The 17994-nt window shown below is 56.4% G+C and carries 16 protein-coding genes; 7 read left to right on the top strand and 9 right to left on the bottom strand.

The genetic code is table 11. The annotated features are described in order from the left end of the window. The first annotated feature begins 14 nt into the window (after positions 1–14). From F552_RS19850 to lysS, 4 genes are all read left to right on the top strand, one after another. Positions 15–3116, top strand: coding sequence for a CHASE domain-containing hybrid sensor histidine kinase/response regulator family protein (locus F552_RS19850; RefSeq protein WP_156802183.1), 3102 nt, complete (start codon positions 15–17; stop codon positions 3114–3116). Between the two features lie 132 nt (positions 3117–3248). Continuing rightward, a protein-coding gene (prfB, locus tag F552_RS0100600) for a peptide chain release factor 2 (protein ID WP_156802182.1) occupies positions 3249–4353 on the top strand; the annotation gives its coding sequence in 2 pieces (ribosomal slippage) (positions 3249–3329 and positions 3331–4353; 1104 coding nt in all). A 3-nt stretch (positions 4354–4356) separates the two neighbouring features. After that, positions 4357–4818 (top strand): Ivy family c-type lysozyme inhibitor, encoded by a 462-nt coding sequence (locus tag F552_RS0100595; protein ID WP_018149768.1) that lies wholly within the window; start codon positions 4357–4359, stop codon positions 4816–4818. 17 nt (positions 4819–4835) lie between these two features. Further along, positions 4836–6347, top strand: a complete 1512-nt coding sequence (gene lysS / locus F552_RS0100590) for a lysine--tRNA ligase (protein WP_018149767.1) — start codon at positions 4836–4838, stop codon at positions 6345–6347. Between the two features lie 127 nt (positions 6348–6474). Here the strand turns inward: lysS and F552_RS0100585 are convergent, their stop codons facing one another. After that, the gene (locus F552_RS0100585) at positions 6475–7092 is read right to left on the bottom strand and encodes a LysE family translocator (RefSeq protein ID WP_018149766.1); all 618 of its coding nucleotides are present in this window, start codon (positions 7090–7092) and stop codon (positions 6475–6477) included. A gap of 89 nt (positions 7093–7181) precedes the next feature. After that, on the bottom strand, positions 7182–8084 hold the full coding sequence (locus F552_RS0100580) for an AraC family transcriptional regulator (protein WP_156802181.1): 903 nt from the start codon (positions 8082–8084) through the stop codon (positions 7182–7184). 172 nt (positions 8085–8256) lie between these two features. On the opposite strand from F552_RS0100580, the gene F552_RS0100570 reads away from it, so the two are divergent. Then, the gene (locus F552_RS0100570) at positions 8257–8856 is read left to right on the top strand and encodes a TetR/AcrR family transcriptional regulator (RefSeq protein ID WP_018149764.1); all 600 of its coding nucleotides are present in this window, start codon (positions 8257–8259) and stop codon (positions 8854–8856) included. 195 nt (positions 8857–9051) lie between these two features. Further along, positions 9052–10152 (top strand): N-ethylmaleimide reductase, encoded by a 1101-nt coding sequence (gene nemA, locus F552_RS0100565; RefSeq protein WP_018149763.1) that lies wholly within the window; start codon positions 9052–9054, stop codon positions 10150–10152. 134 nt (positions 10153–10286) lie between these two features. Here the strand turns inward: nemA and F552_RS0100560 are convergent, their stop codons facing one another. The 4 genes from F552_RS0100560 to F552_RS0100545 all read right to left on the bottom strand — a co-directional run bounded on the left by F552_RS0100560 (position 10287) and on the right by F552_RS0100545 (position 13682). Further along, on the bottom strand, positions 10287–11321 hold the full coding sequence (locus F552_RS0100560; protein ID WP_018149762.1) for an ABC transporter substrate-binding protein: 1035 nt from the start codon (positions 11319–11321) through the stop codon (positions 10287–10289). Positions 11322–11420: 99 nt separating this feature from the next. Beyond that, positions 11421–12578 (bottom strand): acetylornithine deacetylase, encoded by a 1158-nt coding sequence (gene argE / locus F552_RS0100555; protein WP_018149761.1) that lies wholly within the window; start codon positions 12576–12578, stop codon positions 11421–11423. 10 nt (positions 12579–12588) lie between these two features. Then, positions 12589–13263, bottom strand: coding sequence for a DUF1028 domain-containing protein (locus tag F552_RS0100550; protein WP_018149760.1), 675 nt, complete (start codon positions 13261–13263; stop codon positions 12589–12591). Then, positions 13260–13682 (bottom strand): RidA family protein, encoded by a 423-nt coding sequence (locus tag F552_RS0100545; RefSeq protein ID WP_018149759.1) that lies wholly within the window; start codon positions 13680–13682, stop codon positions 13260–13262. Before F552_RS0100545 ends, F552_RS0100550 begins: the two co-directional genes overlap by 4 nt. Positions 13683–13936: 254 nt before the next feature. Here F552_RS0100545 and F552_RS0100540 point away from each other — a divergent pair, with 254 nt between their 5' ends. Further along, positions 13937–14836, top strand: a complete 900-nt coding sequence (locus tag F552_RS0100540; protein WP_018149758.1) for a LysR substrate-binding domain-containing protein — start codon at positions 13937–13939, stop codon at positions 14834–14836. 117 nt (positions 14837–14953) lie between these two features. On the opposite strand, the gene F552_RS0100535 is transcribed toward F552_RS0100540, so the two are convergent. The 3 genes from F552_RS0100535 to F552_RS0100525 form a co-directional block, all read right to left on the bottom strand. Then, entirely contained in the window at positions 14954–16228 is a 1275-nt protein-coding gene (locus tag F552_RS0100535; RefSeq protein ID WP_018149757.1) for a flavin-containing monooxygenase, read from the bottom strand. 424 nt (positions 16229–16652) lie between these two features. After that, the gene (locus F552_RS0100530) at positions 16653–17549 is read right to left on the bottom strand and encodes an ABC transporter permease subunit (protein WP_033374367.1); all 897 of its coding nucleotides are present in this window, start codon (positions 17547–17549) and stop codon (positions 16653–16655) included. Between the two features lie 2 nt (positions 17550–17551). Continuing rightward, positions 17552–17994, bottom strand: a 443-nt coding sequence (locus F552_RS0100525; RefSeq protein ID WP_018149755.1) for an ABC transporter permease subunit, incomplete at its 5' end; no start/stop codon positions are given.

Below are 17994 nucleotides of genomic sequence, written 5' to 3'. Positions count from 1 at the left end.
TATGCAGGAAGCAATTGCCTGACCGCATTCGGGAATGGGGGAGCGGGCTGGATGTCAGTCGTTACAATAACAATAGCGGGTTAAAAGTGCAGCGTCTTTATCGTTTGTCCGAAAACATAATGGAAAGTCTGCCCAGACTGGGGTGGTCCGGGCGGTTGATGGTGTTATCGGTCGTGCTGATAGGGCTGATGGCCAGTAGTGGCGCTGCCTATTATGTCCATGCCCAACAAAAACACGAGGCAGAGGCTTATTTTACGCAGCAGACGGATCGTATTGAAGCCCGCATTCGAGACCGCTTGCAGCGTTATGCGCTGGGCCTGCAAGGTGCGCGCGGGTTGTTTTCCCTGAAAGACCGGGTTTCTACGCCGGATTTTCGCGAGTATATCCAGACATCTACCTTTGATAATAATTTCCCCGGTGCGCTCGGGCTGGGGTTCATTCGCCGGTTAACGCGCGAACAGATTCCCGATTTTATCGCCACGGCCCGCAAAGATACCGGCATTGCGTTCAATATTCACCCTGCAGACAACGGAACCAGCCCTTTTTATATTATCGATCATATAGAACCGCTGACGATCAACGCCAATGCGCTGGGTTACAACATTGCCACAGAAGCCAACCGGCTGGCGGCAGCGAATCTGGCAGTTCTGAAAAACCGTGCCACCATGACGGCTCCGGTGCATCTGGTACAAAAGCAGCGCCAGGGGCCGGGTTTTCTGTATCTGTTACCGGTGTATCACCTCGGCATGTCGATCCAGACAGCCAGTCAGCGGCAGGAAGCCCTGATTGGCTGGGTGTACATGCCGATTCTGGCGGATGCCATTTTCCACGATATCTATGCCGAATCAGCCAAAGATGTGGACATCGAAGTGTTTGATGTGGTGTCTGCCAAGCCCGAGATGATCTTTGAAGCAGATCAGGCACGTGCAGCCACAGAGATTGAGGCCGATGCTGGTTATCTGGCAGAGCGTGCCTATAGCAAAACCCTGCATCTGGATGTGGGTGGGCGGGTCTGGCGAGTGCAGATGAGTGCACAACCCTCGATCCGCGGATACTTCAGTTTAAGCAGTACCATTCTGACCTTTGCGGTGGGCGTCATCATCACGGTACTGCTGAGCCTGCTGCTGTTTGTGTCGTTAAGAACCCGTCAGGCGGCGCTGGTGCTGGCCAGAAAAATGACCAACTCGCTGCAGGAAAGCGAAGCCCGTTTCCGGCTGATTGTGGAAAGCATGCCGATTGGTGCGCTGGTGATCGAAAACGGTGTACTACGGTTAAATGCTGCCGCGGCCGCGATTACCGGCTACAACCGCAACGAAATCACCCGCACGGAAGACTGGGACCGGCTGCTGGAAGACAGCAGCGGAATTGCCGCGAATGATCCGTTCGAGCGGCTCAAGCTCAACCATGATGTGTCGACCAGCTTTACCACCAAGCTGCGACGTTTGGATGGTGCGATCCGGGATGTGGAGTTTACCTACTGCGAGTGGGCCTTTGGTGAAGTCTGGCTGATGATGGACGTGACCGAGCGTTTGCAGGGAGAGGCACGCTTCAGGGCCATGTTTGACCAGTCTCCCAATGCCCACTTGCTGCACTCGGAAAACGGCGGGATTCTGGATTGTAACCGCGCAGCACTGGACATGCTGCGCGCAACCCGCCGGGATCAGGTGCTGGGGCACCCCATGAGCGAGTTTTCTGCACCAGTGCAGGCGGGTGGCAAGCCCGTGGCAGAGGCGCACCAGGAAAACGTGCTCAATTTGCGACGCAAGCGGCAAACCCGCTTTGAATGGATACGCCGGCGTATTGACGGTACTGAGTTTCCTTGCGAGGTAATGGTCATTGCATTGCGTTTGCCCGGCTATGAACATGAGGTGTTTCTGGCCACCTGGTTTGATTTGTCGGTACGCAAGGCAGAGGAACAGGCGCTGATTCAGGCCAAGGAAAGTGCCGAAGCCGCTACCCGGGCCAAGAGCGAGTTTCTGGCCACCATGAGCCACGAAATCCGCACCCCGATGAATGGTGTGCTGGGGATGGCGCAACTGCTGAAAGATACCTCCCTCGATACCGTGCAGCGGCAGTATGTCGATACCATTTATGATTCTGGTAGCGCCTTGCTGGCGATTCTGAACGATATTCTGGATTACTCCAAAATCGAGGCCGGACGTTTGCAACTGGATTTGCATGCGGTGGACCTGCTGCAGCTTTGCCACAGTGTCATGAGCCTGTTGCAGCCCCGCGCGCACGAAAAGCAGCTGGACTTTACTTTTGACATTACCGAACCCATTCCCAAGTGGGTGATGGCAGACTCCGGCCGCTTGCGGCAAGTGCTGCTCAACCTGTTGGGGAATGCCATCAAGTTCACGCATCAGGGCTTTGTGAAGCTGAGCTTGCGTGCCATACAGGTTGCCGACGGCAAGCAGCGGTTCTTCTTTGCGGTGACGGACAGTGGCATCGGTATTGGGCCAGAAGCCAAGACCCGGTTGTTTCAGCGGTTTACCCAGGCAGATGCTTCTACCACCCGGCGGTATGGCGGTACGGGGCTGGGGCTGGCGATTTCGTCGCGGCTGGTGCACATGATGGGCGGCCAGTTGCAGGTAGACAGTGAAGCAGGCAAAGGATCGGAGTTTTACTTTGATATTGCACTGGACGCCGCAAAAGCAGTACAGGAAGCACCCGTCCACTTGCCGCAGGGAACCGATGCCGCGCCGTTAAAGCTGAATGTGCTGCTGGTAGAAGACAACGCAGTCAATGCCTTGGTGGCCAAACGTCTGCTGCAACGGTTTAACTGCTCGGTGACGCATGCAGCCAACGGGCTGGAGGCCGTGCAGCAGGTCATGAGCCATTCGTTTGACCTGGTGCTGATGGATGTACAGATGCCGGTGATGGACGGCTATGAGGCCACGCGCCAGCTGCGGCTGGACGGGTTTCATGCGCTGCCGATCGTCGCGCTGACCGCCAACGTGATGAAGGAAGATGTAGATGCCTGCATGGCGGCCGGCATGAACGATTTCATCCCCAAACCCATCTCTGCCGATGCACTGTATGGCGTATTGTCCAGATACGTTCACCTCGACGGGCATGAGGCTGCCGCCAGCAGCCAGACGGTGCCACCGGCTTAAGTCGCAGGCATCCAACAAAATTCCGTGGCAGCTGTCAATTCGCGGCTTACTCTCGTGTATAATCAAGGGTTTGCATGTCTAATCTACAGTTAATGGTGTGCGCAATTTAGTGCGCCACCCTAGAGGAAAATGATGGAAGCCGAATTTCTGAACGCCATTCAGAACAACCTGGCCGATCTGGCCGAGCGCACCACGTCGCTCAGGGGGTATCTTTGACTACGACCAGAAAGTAGAACGTCTGGAAGAAGTAGACCGTCTGCTGGAAGACGCAGCGATCTGGAATACCCCTGAAAAAGCGCAAGAACTCGGGCGCGAGAAAAAATCCCTGGAAAACGTGGTCGTCGTCATCCGTGACGTGGATCAACGCCTGAAAGACGCTACTGACCTGTTTGAACTGGCGCGCGAAGAAGAAGACCCCGAGACCGTTGAAGCCGTGCAGGCCGATATTGCCATTGCCCAGGCCGAGATCGAGAAACTCGAATTCCGCCGGATGTTCAACCATCCGCAAGACCCGAACAACTGCTTTATCGACATCCAGTCTGGTGCAGGTGGTACAGAGGCCCAGGACTGGGCCGGCATGCTGTACCGCATGTACACCCGTTATGGCGAGCGCAAAGGCTTTACTGTCGAAGTACTGGAAGAGTCCGAAGGCGAAGTGGCCGGTATTTCCAGCGTCAGCCTGAAGCTGACCGGCGAATACGCCTACGGCCTGCTGCGTACCGAAACCGGCGTTCACCGCCTGGTGCGCGTATCGCCGTATGACTCTAACGCCCGTCGTCATACTTCGTTTGCGTCTGTGTTTGTGTACCCGGAAGTCGACGACACCATCGAGATCGAGATCAACCCGGCGGACTTGCGGGTGGATACCTACCGTGCCTCTGGCGCGGGTGGCCAGCACATTAACAAGACCGACTCCGCGATCCGGATTACGCACTTGCCGACCAATATCGTGGTGCAGTGCCAGAACGACCGCTCACAGCACAAGAACCGTGCCGAAGCCATGAGCATGCTGAAAGCCAAGCTGTACGAACTGGAGCTGCGCAAGCGCAACGAAGAGAAACAGGCGCTGGAAGCCGGCAAGTCCGACATCGGCTGGGGGCATCAGATCCGTTCTTACGTGTTCGACCAGAGCCGTATCAAGGATTTGCGTACCAACGTTGAGGTGGGGAACATCAAGGGCGTCATGGATGGCGACCTGGATATCTTCATTGAAGCCAGCCTGAAACAAGGTGTATAAGCCATGAAAAAACTGCTTGTCACCGCTGCCCTGTTGCTGACGCAAACCGTGTTTGCCCATGGCACCCACGGCAGTAACCCGGCCGATTGGCCCGCGGCTTTCCGCAGCTATGGTGGCACGCCTGGCAAGGCCGCCAGCCGCCAGACGGATGTCAAAGCCGCCTGGCAAACCACCTTTGCCGACGAATTGGCCGCGCACGACTGGCTGGCCGGCTTTGGCCAGCAGCGCCCGTCAGAGCTGACCAGCTTTAACAGCCGCATGTACGTATTGTACGAAGGCTGCAAGCCGGGTGACTGTGACGGCGAGCGTTACCTGATGCTGTTTGACGTGAACAGCGGCAAGGCCTGGGGCGCGTTCCGCACCGACAAGCAGCACAACACCGAGATTCACTGGCTAGGTCAGCCAGACGATGCGATACAGACCTATATGGCAAGCCATTTATTTGAATTTGCAGAAGCACACTGATTTTAAGAAAGCGTAACATGACCGCAGAAAACCAAACGCCAGATACCAACGCACACGTCGATGACAACCAGATCATTGCCGAGCGCCGCCAGAAGCTGAACGAGCTGCGCCAAAAGGGCCCGGCCTTCCCGAACGACTTCAAACGTGCCCACTACGCCGGCAAGCTGCACGCTGCCCATGGCGAGAAAGACAACGAAGCGCTGGAAGCCGAAGTCATCGAAGTCGCCGTTGCCGGCCGCATGATGCTCAAGCGTGTGATGGGTAAAGCCGCGTTTGCCACCCTGCAAGACATGAGTGGCCGTATCCAGCTGTTTATCGGTATCGATAACGTGGGTGCCGACGTGCTGGGTGACTTCAAGCACTGGGATCTGGGTGACATTCTGGCGGCCAAAGGCACGCTGTTCAAAACTAAAACCGGCGAGCTGTCTGTCAAGGTAACCGAACTGCGCCTGCTGACCAAAGCGCTGCGCCCGCTGCCAGAGAAATTCCACGGTCTGGCCGATACCGAGCAAGCTTACCGTCAGCGCTATCTGGACCTGATTTCCAACGACTACTCCCGCACCACCTTTGTAAACCGCTCCCGCATCATTCAGGGCGTGCGTGACTACATGGTGAACGAAGAATACCTGGAAGTCGAAACCCCGATGATGCACCCGATCCCGGGTGGGGCAACCGCCAAGCCGTTTGTGACCCATCACAACGCGCTGGACATGCCGTTGTACCTGCGTATTGCGCCAGAACTGTACCTGAAACGCCTAGTCGTGGGCGGTATGGAGCGCGTGTTCGAGATCAACCGTAACTTCCGGAACGAAGGCATGAGTACCCGCCACAATCCGGAATTCACCATGATGGAATTCTACGAGGCGTATGCAGATTACCACCGCATGATGGAAATGACCGAAGGCATCATCCAGAGCGTGGCGCGTAAAGTCTGTGGCACAACCCACATCCAGTATCAGGGCAAGCCGGTAGATTTGTCTCACTTCGACCGTCTGACCATTGTGGAAGCCATCAAGAAATACAACCCGCACTACACCGACGAACAACTGCACGACCGCGCCTGGCTGAAAGCCGAGATCGTCCGTGCCGGCGGCAAACCGGTGCTGACCGATGGTATTGGCGGTCTGCAATTGTCGCTGTTCGAAGAAGTGGCCGAAGGCCAGCTGTGGAACCCGACCTTCATTGTCGACTACCCGGCCGAAGTATCACCACTGGCGCGTGCCTCTGACACCCAGCCAGGCATTACCGAGCGTTTTGAACTGTTTGTAGTGGGCCGCGAACTGGCCAACGGTTACTCCGAGTTGAACGACCCGGAAGACCAAGCCGACCGCTTCATGCAACAGGTTGCACAAAAAGACGCTGGCGACGACGAAGCCATGCACTTTGACGCCGACTACGTCCGCGCCCTGGAACACGGCCTGCCACCGACCGGCGGTTGTGGTATTGGTATCGACCGTCTGGTGATGCTGCTGACTGATGCAGCCGCGATCCGTGACGTGATTCTGTTCCCGCAGATGCGTCCAGAATAAGCATCGGGTTGGATGGACATAAAACCCCGCAAGACGAAAGCCTTGCGGGGTTTTTTCATCTTTGAAAGCTGCCTTGTGGAGAAACTCTATCGCGCAGTTGTGATCTGTGTTCTTTCCCGCTGGATATTTATTTGTGAGCACTGACAAACGCGAGTTTAAGGGCTAATCCAGCGAAACTGACACCAAAGCCCATGCGCATGTACTTTTGAAGTGTCATGTTGGAGATCAGGTGCTTGCGTAAAGCGGCAGACAAAATGCCATAGAGGCTAAATACAATGAATGTCAGCAGCAGAAAGATGCTACTGAGCAACAGCATGTCTTTGAGCGCACTGGACGATTGCGGGTCAATAAACTGCGGCAAAAAGGCGAAGAAGAAGAGAGATAACTTGGGGTTAAGCAGGTTAATCAGAACGGCATCGACAATCATTTTTCTTGCGTCTTGTTTTGCTGGTTGACCATGGATGGTGATGCCAGATTTATCCTTTAGCATCATGACGGCCATATACAGCAAATAGAGGACACCTAGCCATTTCAGTAACTGGAATGCGACATTACTGGTATGGAAAATGGTTGCAATACCGCTGATGGCTGCAATTAAATGAGGTAATGCGCCTAAGGTACAACCAAGGGCAGCAATGAGGCTGCTTCGGTAACCGCCTGCCAAGCCTGCCGCCAATGTGTAAATTGCCCCTGTCCCTGGCGTGGCAACAATGATGAGTGCGGTAATGATGAATGTGGAGTTCATGTGGAGTCCCTATAGGTTGAAAACTGACTCCGATTGTGACCTTTGTACTTGGCTGCGTCTTGAATGAAATTGCAGGCTGTATTCTCTGGCTAGCTGTGGACCAGTTTCAGATATTGGCCAGGCGAATATCCAAACGTGCGTACAAATATTCTTGTCATGTGACTTTGATCCGAGAAGCCTGAATTGATGGCGGTTTCAATCAAAGGCTTGCCTGAGCGAATATCCGTCTTCGCTTTTTGAAGCCTTTTCTGCAACAGAAATGCGTGTGGTGTCAGCCCTGTGGTCTTTTTAAAGGCGCGTAAAAACTGGAAGCGGCTCATGCTGCACATCTCTGCCAGATCGGCTAATGCATGATTGAAAATGGATTCGTCACTCAATTTTGAAATGATTTCTGACATGTTGAAGGTCATGTCTGTCTTGCGGGTCTGTTCCTGCGAATCATCCGTCAATTTGTCCAGTAGCGTCAGTAGCAAGGCTTCCGTATTCAGATCGCTGTTATCTGGATACTTTGTATTGAGCGCAATATATAACTTTCGAAAGGTGATCGCGGCATCCGGGCGTCTCACGACGGGCTGTGTAAATTCGATGGGGAGATTTTTGCCGCTACTGCTCACGTCTCCTAATTGCTGGATCAGCAAGGGGTCAAAATAGATCATTTGCCAGCTTCGCCCGCCATCACTGACAGGCTTCCCGTCATGGACTTCGCCGGGGTTAACAGTGATCAAATCTCCCGCACACGCCTCAACAAGGCCTCTGCCACTCCATGACTGTTGCGCACCTTTACTGATCAGGCCAATACCAAACTGGTCATGCGTGTGCCGTCCGAATGAATGGTTTGAGTTTGCATCTACAAGTTCTGTGCCATTTAACCTGCTGCTTGTCAGGGTAAAGGCATCTTCACGGTTGAGTTTCATCAGTAGTGTCACTCGAAGAGTTGATAGCAGCCTCAAAAGCGATTGAGTCAAGCCCAAGCAAATGGTTTGGCGGTTCAAGGTTGTATGGCAAGGACTCGTGGTAGTTTGCCCTGATAATGGGCGACTACGGGTATGATGATATCATCATGGCTTTGATTTGCATGCATTTTTTGTGTGGTCAGGTGTTTGCCAGCATGTGACTCTTAAAAGTATTTGACAACTAGACGACTGGTCTAATAATATACATCCCATGACACGAGCAACGCATCACACCGATACACGCGAGCATCTGCTGGCGACAGCCGAGCGCATTATCCTGGGTAAGGGGTTTGCGGCGGTGGGGCTTGCGGAGATTTTGCAGACGGCGGGGGTGCCCAAGGGTTCTTTCTACCATTACTTCAAGTCGAAAGAGGGCTTTGGGGTTGACCTGCTGGAGCGGTATTTCGAACAGTACGACGAGCGGCTAAAGCAGCTGTTTGTGGGTTGCGAGGGCACGGCGCGAGAGCGTTTGCTGAAGTATTTTGCGGGCTGGCTGAATAACCACGCCTGTTCTGCGCCGATTTGCCTGGCGGTGAAACTGGCGGCGGAAGTGTCTGATTTGTCCGAGCCGATGCGGGAGGCCTTGTCTGAAGGCATGGACGTGGTGATGAAGCGTCTGAGCGTGACGATTCTGGACGGCCAGGCGGACGGATCTTTGTCTCTGGCGCTGGACGCAGAGAAAACCGCGCGGTCGTTGTATAGTTTGTGGGTAGGGGCGACGTTGTTGTACAAGGTGCAGCAGACGCTGGCCCCGCTGGAATTTGCGATGCAGCAGACCGAGATGCTGCTGGCTGCACCGGCCACCAAATAGGCGCTGGTCTTTGGTGGTTGGGTGGATGGATGCCTGATGAAGGCTTCTAATAGTTTTTAGCATTTGAGTTGATTGTTTGACGTATGTTGTAAGTCCCATCGAAAGGTGGGATTTTTTTGAAACTGTTTATAGACGACTGGTCTATTCTTTTTGATGTCATCTGGCGTGATGCCGAATATCAGGAAAGGGAAACTGATGAAACTGGATAAATTGCTGACCCCGCTGAAAGTGGGTGCCGTGACCCTGAAAAACCGTGTGGCCATGGCGCCACTGACCCGCCTGCGTAACCGCGAGCCGGGTGATGTGCCGACTGATCTGGCCGTGCCTTACTATACCCAGCGTGCCAGCGCCGGCCTGATTGTGGCCGAAGCGACGCATATTTCCCCAACCGCCAAGGGCTATGCCGGCGCCCCGGGGATTTATAGCGAAGAACAGGTACGTGCTTGGAAAGCGGTGACCGACAGCGTACATGCTGCGGGTGGTTTGATGTCTCTGCAACTGTGGCACACCGGCCGGATTTCTCATACCAGCCTGCAACCGGGCAATGAAGCACCGGTGGCACCATCTGCGATTGCGGCTGAGGCTAACACCAATATCCGTGCGGAAGACGGTAGCCTGGTGCGTGCGCCAACCAGCACCCCGCGTGCCATGGAAACCGCCGAGATTGCCGATTTGCTGGAGGATTTCCGCAAAGCAACCGATAACGCCCGCCGTGCCGGGTTTGACCTGGTCGAAATCCATGCGGCGCATGGTTATTTGCTGCACCAGTTCCTGACACCGGACACCAACCATCGTACCGATGCCTACGGCGGCAGTATCGAGAACCGGACCCGCCTGGTACTGGAAGTGGTGGATGCCGTGGTGGGTGAATGGGATGCCGACCATGTGGGAATTCGTATTTCTCCGCTGGGCGTGTTTAACGGTTTGACCGATGTCGGCAATGATGAAGCAGCCTTGTACCTGGTAGAAGAACTGGCCAAGCGCAAACTGGCGTACTTGCATATCTCTGAACCAGACTGGGCGGGTGCGCCAGCTTATACCGAGGCTTTCCGTGCCGAGGTGCGCAAGCGTTATCCTGGCGTGATTATCGGTGCGGGTGCTTATACCGCCGAGAAAGCCGAAGAGAACATCCGCAAGGGTTACATTGATGCAGCGGCCTTTGGCCGTCCGTACATTGCCAACCCGGATCTGGTAGAGCGCTTTGCGACAGGCGCCGAGCTGGCCGCGGTGAATTTTGATACCGTGTATGGTGGCGGTGCAGAAGGGTATAGCGATTACCCTGCATTGTCTGCCTGAGGCGATTTTTTAGCCATAGCCCATAGCTGTTAACCACACAGCCCCCGTGCCGGATGTCCGGTACGGGGGCTGTGTGGTTTTGTATGGATCAATCCAGTATTGGGTAAGTCATTGATCCATCAAGATTTGCTGGTTTATTTCGAGGCCCAGGCATTAAAGCGCTGTTCCAGAGATTCGCCGTAATCTGCCCAGAACAGGGTGTTCATGGCCAGTGCGTTCTGCATATTTTTCGGGGCGGTTGGCAGATCGGCCGCGACGGCGGCTGACAACAAGGGAATGGCTTTCTTGTTGGACGGGCCGTAAGGAATGGTTTCTGAATAGACCTTCTGGTTGGCGGCTTTGCTGGCGAAGGCGATGAACTTCAGTGCATCGTCCTTGTTAGGTGTGCCTTTGGGGATGGCCCAGTAGTCCAGGTCATAAATGCTCTGGTTCCAGACCACTTTCAGGTTCTTGCCTTCTTTTGATGCGGCGGCAATCCGGCCATTATAGGCCGAGCTCATCACCACATCGCCAGAGGCCAGGAACTGGGGCGGCTGGGCACCGGCTTCCCACCACTGGATATTGGGTTTGAGCTGGTCAAGCTTCTTGAAGGCACGTTCTACGCCTTTGGGCGTGGCCAGGACTTTATAGACATCCTTGTTAGGTACACCATCGGCCAGCAGCGCGATTTCCAGCGTATACTTGGCACCTTTTCTGAGCGCGCGTTTGCCCGGGTAGGTTTTGACATCCCAGAAGTCGGCCCAGGATTTGGGCGCCTGCTTCAGTTTGTCGGCGTTATAGGCCAGTGCGGTAGACCATACGTACAGCCCCACACCACACTGTTGTACACCGCCCGGCACAAAGTCGGCCGCATTGCCGATTTTTTTCATGTCGAGTTTTTCGAACAGCCCTTCATCACAGCCCCGGGCCAGCTCCGGGGATTCCACCTCGACCACATCCCAGGACACGCTCTTGGTGTCGACCATGGCTTTGACTTTGGCCATTTCGCCGTTGTATTCGGCCGCCACGACATTGATGCCTTGCGCCTTGATGGGTTCGTAATAGGCCTTGGTCTGCGCGTCTTTGTTGGCGCCGCCAAACGAGATAACGGTGATGTCTTTGGCAAAGGCGGGCATCGCCATTGCCGCGATACATGCACTGACCAGCGTCCGTTTTGTAGTTGTCACCATGATTTGCACTCTCCTGTATAAAAGTTACTGCCTGTGTGTGACTGAGGTGTTGTGACTTTTTTTGGTTTGACTTGCGTTACTGCTTGCTGCGGTACGGCTTTACAACGTGCTGCGTAATGCGTTGACCAGTTGCTGCATCATGTGGTCGCAACGGGCCAGTTCAGAGAGGGCAATCCATTCGTCCGGCTGGTGCGCCTGGGCAATATTGCCTGGGCCACACACAACGGTCGGGATGCCGCAGGCTTCAGAATACAAACCGCCTTCGGTGCCAAATGCGATCTTGCCCGGCGGGGTCTGGTCGTCCAGCAGGGTTTGCACAAACCGGACCACCTGGGCATCTGGCGGGGTACACAGGCCGGGGTAGGTGCTGCGCTCGGTAAAGGTGATGCTGGCGTCCGGGCTGGTGCGCTGCATGTCAGCTTCGAGTGCGCTGGCGTATGCCTTGATGTCGTTGATCAGATCTGCCGGATTGTCTGCCGGCAGATAACGGATTTCGAAGTCAAACGTACAGTCGGCCGGGATGATGTTGAGCGCCGTGCCGCCCGAGATGGTGCCGACATGCAGGGTGGTGTATGGCACTTCGTAGAGCGGGTCGAACGGGCCGGACTGGGCTTTGCTGCGGGCCAGCTGGTCGATGAACGCCACCAGACGGGCGGCGTTGGTCACGGCATTCACCCCTTTGGCGGGGTTGCTGGAATGACCTTCCAGCCCGGTGACTTTGACCCGGAATGCCGCTTTGCCCTTATGCTCTGCGACTACCCGCATGGAGGTAGGCTCGCCCACGATGCACATGGCGGGCAGGGTGGAAATGTCACCCAGTACATCCAGCAAGCGGCGTACGCCGATGCAGCCGATTTCTTCGTCGTAGGTCAGTGCAATGTGCACCGGGGTATGCAGCGGTTGGTTGACCAGCGCCGGTACGGCCGCCAGTACCGAGGCGATAAAGCCTTTCATGTCGGCCGAGCCACGGCCATAGGCGCGTTCCTCGCGGATATCCAGCGCAAATGGCGGGCTTTGCCAGGTCTGGCCGTCTACCGGTACCACGTCGGTATGTCCGGCCAGCATCACGCCGGGCCGGTCTTTGGGGCCGATGGTGGCATACAGGTTGGCTTTTTTGCCGGTAGCGTCTTCTACCAGCGCGCTGTCGATACCAAACCCGGCCAGGTAATCACGTACATAATGGATCAGCGCCAGGTTGGACAGGCGACTGGTGGTGTCAAAGGCTACCAGTGTCTCTAGCAGGTGGAGGGTAGACATGCGGCTTCCTTTACAGATCACCCGGCACACCGTAGCTGGGTGCGCTGGCGGGGTTGATCGCCCGGGTGATGTAGTCTTGCATTTGCGGCTGGTACATTTGCCATAGGCGGCTGAGGGCGCCAATCGGGTCTTCATCTGCCCAGTCCACGCGCAGGTCGACCACCGGCCAGGATTGCTGGTCGGCTACCTTGAGCCCGGCAGCATGGATGGGGCCGGCCTCGCCACCGGCGGCGACGGCGGCCTGCATGGCGGCGAGCAGGCGTTCTGGCAAGCTGCCACTGGCCGACTCAAAGGCATCGACCATGATCTGCGGCAACTCAGAGGTCGCCAGCAAGTTACCGGCGGCGGCCGAGTGGATGCCGATGGCTGCGCCATACACGCCCAGCGCCTTGTTGCCGCTGAAAATGGCCGGCTGGCCCTTGAGCGGTACCATCACCAGTTGTCGCCACTCAATGAACGGTTCTTCGGCTTTGAGGATGTCGATGATGCGGTCTGTGGATTCCCCGCGCGCCATCAGCGTGAGTACCTGTTGGCCGAGCACCGGGTTGGTGACGTTCTGACTGAGCGCGGCACCGACGCCGGCCATGACATTGGCGCAGCGGCTGGCCACGCAAATGCTGGAGGACGCCAGCGCCACACCGACCATGCCGGTTTCCGGGCAACGTGCGGCGATGGAGAAGGTCATGACTTGTATCCTTCGGGAATCACGGCGGTAATGTCGATTTCCACCAGCCACTCTGGGCGTGCCAGGGCCGATACCACCAGACCGGTAGAGACCGGGTACACGCCTTTTAGCCATTTGCCCACTTCGCGGTACACGGCTTCGCGGTAGCGCGGGTCGACCAGATAGATGACGATCTTGCAGACGTGGTCCAGATGGCTGCCGGATTCTTCCAGCAGCATCTTGACGTTGTACATGGCGCGCTCGGTCTGTGCGGTGACGTCGCCAATGCCGACAGACTCGCGGGTATCCAGGTCTTGCCCGATCTGCCCGCGCAGAAAGACGATGTTGCCGGCCACGACGGCCTGGCATAGGTCGTTATCCAGGTTTTGTTCCGGATAGGTTTCTTTGGTATTGAATTTGCGAATGCGGGTGTGTGCCATGGTGTGAGTTTCCTGTTGTGTGGGTGTGGCCGGATGCTGGACCATCCGGCCACGGTAAAACGGGTTAAACAGTTGTCAGCGGCAGGTCTGGTGCGGCTTCCTGCGTGCGGGGTACGGGCGGGTAGGGCGGTATTGCAGTGCCTTTGGCCGTCCCCCTTTTTGCGGTTGACAGGGCCAGTATATGGGCCTACATTTCATTCATAAAATATATTATTTATCTTGTCTGAATAACTAAATTGTATGAAGCGACCGACATGAACTACACCCTTCGCCAGTTGCAATATGTGGTGGCCGTGGCCGACCATGGCAGCGTAACCGCCGCGGCCAATGCGCTGTTTACCTCGCAGCCGGGCATCTCCAACAGCATTGCCCAGCTCGAAGAAGTCTTTGGTATCCAGATTTTCATCCGCCACCACGCCAAAGGGATTTCGGTCACCCCGGCGGGGCAAAGCTTTATTGCCTCTGCCAGAAACCTGCTGGCCCATGCAGAAGACCTGACGCATCAGGCGCACGAGCTAAGCCAGGCGTTGCAAGGCAGCATCAAGCTCGGTTGCTTTACCACCATTGCGCCGATTTTCTTGCCGGGCTTGCTGTCTGCACTGCGCGCACAGCATCCGGAAGTACAGGTAGACCTGAACGAGGGCACCACAGAGTCACTGCAGCACGGGCTGATCAACGGGCAGATCGAGGTGGCCTTGCTGTATGACCTGGACTTGTCGCCGGCACTGGTCAAGGAGCCGATGCTCTCGGCTCGCCCCTATGTGTTGTTGTCCAAATCGCACCCGCTGGCCCGGCAGACGTCCGTGACGCTGGCGTCGCTGGTGGAAGAACCGATGGTGCTGTTTGACATGCCGCACAGCCGCGAATACTTTTTGTCGATGTTCCGGGTACGCAAGCTGGAGCCGTTTGTGCGCTACCGGACCGTCAACTTTGAACTGGTACGCGGGCTGGTGGCCAGCCAGAATGGCTATGCCTTCCTGAACCTGCGCCCGGCCATTGACCAGAGCTACGATGGCAGCGAACTGGTTTGTCTGCCGATTGCCGACGAGGTGCCATCACTGTCGTTGGTGCTGGCATGGCCGGAAGGCTTAAAACCGACCCGCAGGGTGGAGGCTTTCATTACGCTGTGCCGAAGCTTCTTTGGGCGCAGCTAACCTTGGGCAATTGGTGGGGGTGGATGAAAAAACATCCCCCCGAATTTACCGGTGAGGACGGTAAACCCGGGGGGATGCTGCCAAAACGCTTGATGCTGCTAAATCATTGGTGGTGCATTACGCGCTGGTGCTGGCCCGATGCGCTGCATCCCGATAGGCAAAGTACTTGCGCTGGGTGGCGATGTGGTCGGCAATATACTTGGCATCGTGCCATACGCCCCAGATAAAGGTAGAGCCACGGCGGGACAACCACGGCAGGCCGACAAAGTAGACACCTGGTTCACTGGAGACACCGCGCTGGTGCTTCGGCTTGCCTTTTTCGTCAAACGCATTGACCTGCAGCCAGCTGTAATCCACCGCAAAGCCGGTAGCCCAGACGATGGAAGTCACGCCTGCCGCCGCCAGATCCAGGCTCAGCAGCGGGTTGGTCAGGCAGTCCGGGTCTGGCAGTTTTTTACGGGCTTCCGGTTCTTCTGGCAGGTCCAGGCCATTACGCTCGATGTAGGCATCTGCCGCATCCAGCAACGACAGGTAGTTGGCATCGCCGCGGGCAATGTTCTCAGCCAGGTCCGGCTGGAAGCTCGCCACGCCATCATCAAACGATTTGGTCATGCCCACCAGCGTGATGCCTTGATGTGCCAGCCCGCGGAAGTCCACGGTATGGCCGCCCCGCGCACCGCTGACGGCGATGGTGACGTGCTCGGTGCCCGGTTTCATGGCGGCAGCATCCCATTCGCCCAGCACCCCCAGCCACCAGCAGAAGTCACGGTTGCGGTAGGCGCGTGGCGGACGATCGTGCGCGCCGACGGATAGGTACACTTTTTTGCCGGCACGTTGCAGCTCGTCGGCAATCTGCACGCCGGATGAGCCTGCACCTACCACCAGCACCGCACCCTCTGGCAATTGTCCGGGGTTGCGATATTGTGCCGAGTGGATTTGCGTGAGGCGATCATCCTTGGGCGCAACGGGCGGGATGATCGGACGCTGGAACGGGCCGGTAGCGGCGACGACACGGTTGGCCTCGATGGTGCCTTCGGAGGTTTCGATGGTAAAACCGGGACGGCCCACGTTACGCACCACTTTTTTCACTTCTACGCCAGTGCGGATCGGCGCGTTGAATTTCTTGGCATAGGCTTCGAAATACGCAGCCACCTGGTCTTTGGGGATAAAGGCATCCGGATCGGCATCCTTGAATTCCAGACCGGGAAAGCGGTCGTGCCAGGCCGGGCCGTTGCACACCAGCGAATCCCAGCGTTCTGTACGCCAGCGTTCTGCAATGCGGTTGCGCTCCAGTACCAGATGCGGCACATCCAGCTTGCTCAAGTGTTCGCTCATGGCCACGCCGGCTTGTCCGGCGCCAATGACCAGCGTATCGGTTTTTTCAATTGTCATGTCTGTGTCCTTCTTCTGCTTCGTGAATCTTCGCCAGCTTCTGCCCGTGACTGTGCTGATCGGCGAGATATCCGGTTAATGTGCTGTCCGCTTGTCGGTCTTGCCGATATCGTCGTTTGCGGCCGGTTGGGGAGGGGGCTCTACCGGTCTTGCATCGACAGCCTCACTGTAGGGTTTTTGCATGAATAAATAAAATATATAAATTATCTTATCTACATCGTTTTTATGAATGCAAAATCGAGACGCATGAACGCTAAGCAGATCGTTAGCGGATAGCCTGCCGGCGGAACAGGGTGCAGGTGGAATTCGGAGTATGGTGGGCCGTACACCGAAACAAAAAGCCGGCACAAGGCCGGCTCTCTGTGTGACACAACAACGTGTGACTGCGGTTACTGCAGCTATTGCGGTGACTGCGGCATCTTGCTTAGTGCCCGCCAGCGGCCGCCGCCTGCATCGCCTTGTCCCGCTTCTTCTGCGCCGTCAGCATCATCCGGTTCGACAACACCACGAAGATCGTTACAATCACCACCACGATCGTCGCCAGCGCATTCACCTTCGGCGTCAGACCCAGCTTGATCGACGAGAAGATCCACTGCGGTAACGTGGTCGAACCAGGTCCTGACAGGAACGCCGTCAGCACGTAGTCATCCAGCGACAGCGTGAACGACAGCAACATGCCGGAGATCAGTGCCGGTGCAATCACCGGAATGGTGATCACGAAGAACACCTTGAACGGATGACAGCCCAGATCCATCGCCGCTTCTTCCAGCGACTTGTCGATTTCCCGCAGCCGGGACTGGATCAGGATCGCCACATAGGCAATACACAAGGTGGTGTGGCCGATCCAGATGGTGAACATGCCACGCTCGCCAAACGCACCACAGCCCAGGGACTGCATGCCGGTCATTTCTGCCACATCAATGCCGCAGTTCATGGTGGATGACAAGGCCACAAACAGCAGCAGCATCGACAGACCCACAATCACTTCCGGCATCACCATCGGCGCGGTAATCAACCCGGCAAACAGCGAGGAGCCCTTGAAGCGGCCAAAGCGTGCCAGTACCAGACCGGCAATGGTGCCGAACACCACCGCGGCAATCGAGGACATCAGGGCAATCTTGAACGACAGCCCGACCGCCGATTTCAGCGCATCATCCTTGAACAGCTCACCATACCACTGCAGCGAGAAGCCGCCCCAGACCGTCACCAGTCGCGACTGGTTGAACGAGAACACAATCAGGCTGACGATCGGTGCATACAGGAAGAAGAACCCGATGCCCAGATACGTCCTGGCGCCCAGAGACATTTTTCCGTTACTCATGACTAACCTTTCAGCTCACGGGTTTCATAACGATGGAACCAGATAATCGGCGCAATCAGCAGCAGAATCATCACCACCGCCACGGCAGAGGCCATTGGCCAGTCAAGGTTCGGACCGAAGTCGTCCATCAGTTTCTTACCAATCATCAGCGAGTCGCCGCCACCCAGCAGTTCCGGGATCACGTACTCGCCCACCGCCGGAATGAACACCATCATCGCGCCGGCAATGATGCCGCCTTTGGACAACGGCAGCGTGATCGCCACGAAGGTTTTCCAGGGCTTGGCACCCAGGTCACCCGCGGCTTCCAGCAGACGTCCGTCCAGCTTCACCAGATGCGAGTACAGCGGCAGGATCATGAATGGCAGGTACGAGTAGACCATGCCGATCATGATCGAGAACGGGGTGTACAGCATCTCGATCGGTTCGTTGATGATGTGCAGCGACA

Origin of the sequence: Leeia oryzae DSM 17879 (genome assembly GCF_000376945.1) — a bacterium.
Taxonomy (GTDB): Bacteria; Pseudomonadota; Gammaproteobacteria; order Burkholderiales; family Leeiaceae; genus Leeia; species Leeia oryzae.
The sequence above is the reverse complement of the archived record's forward strand: the minus strand, read 5'-3'. Positions and strand labels throughout refer to the sequence as shown.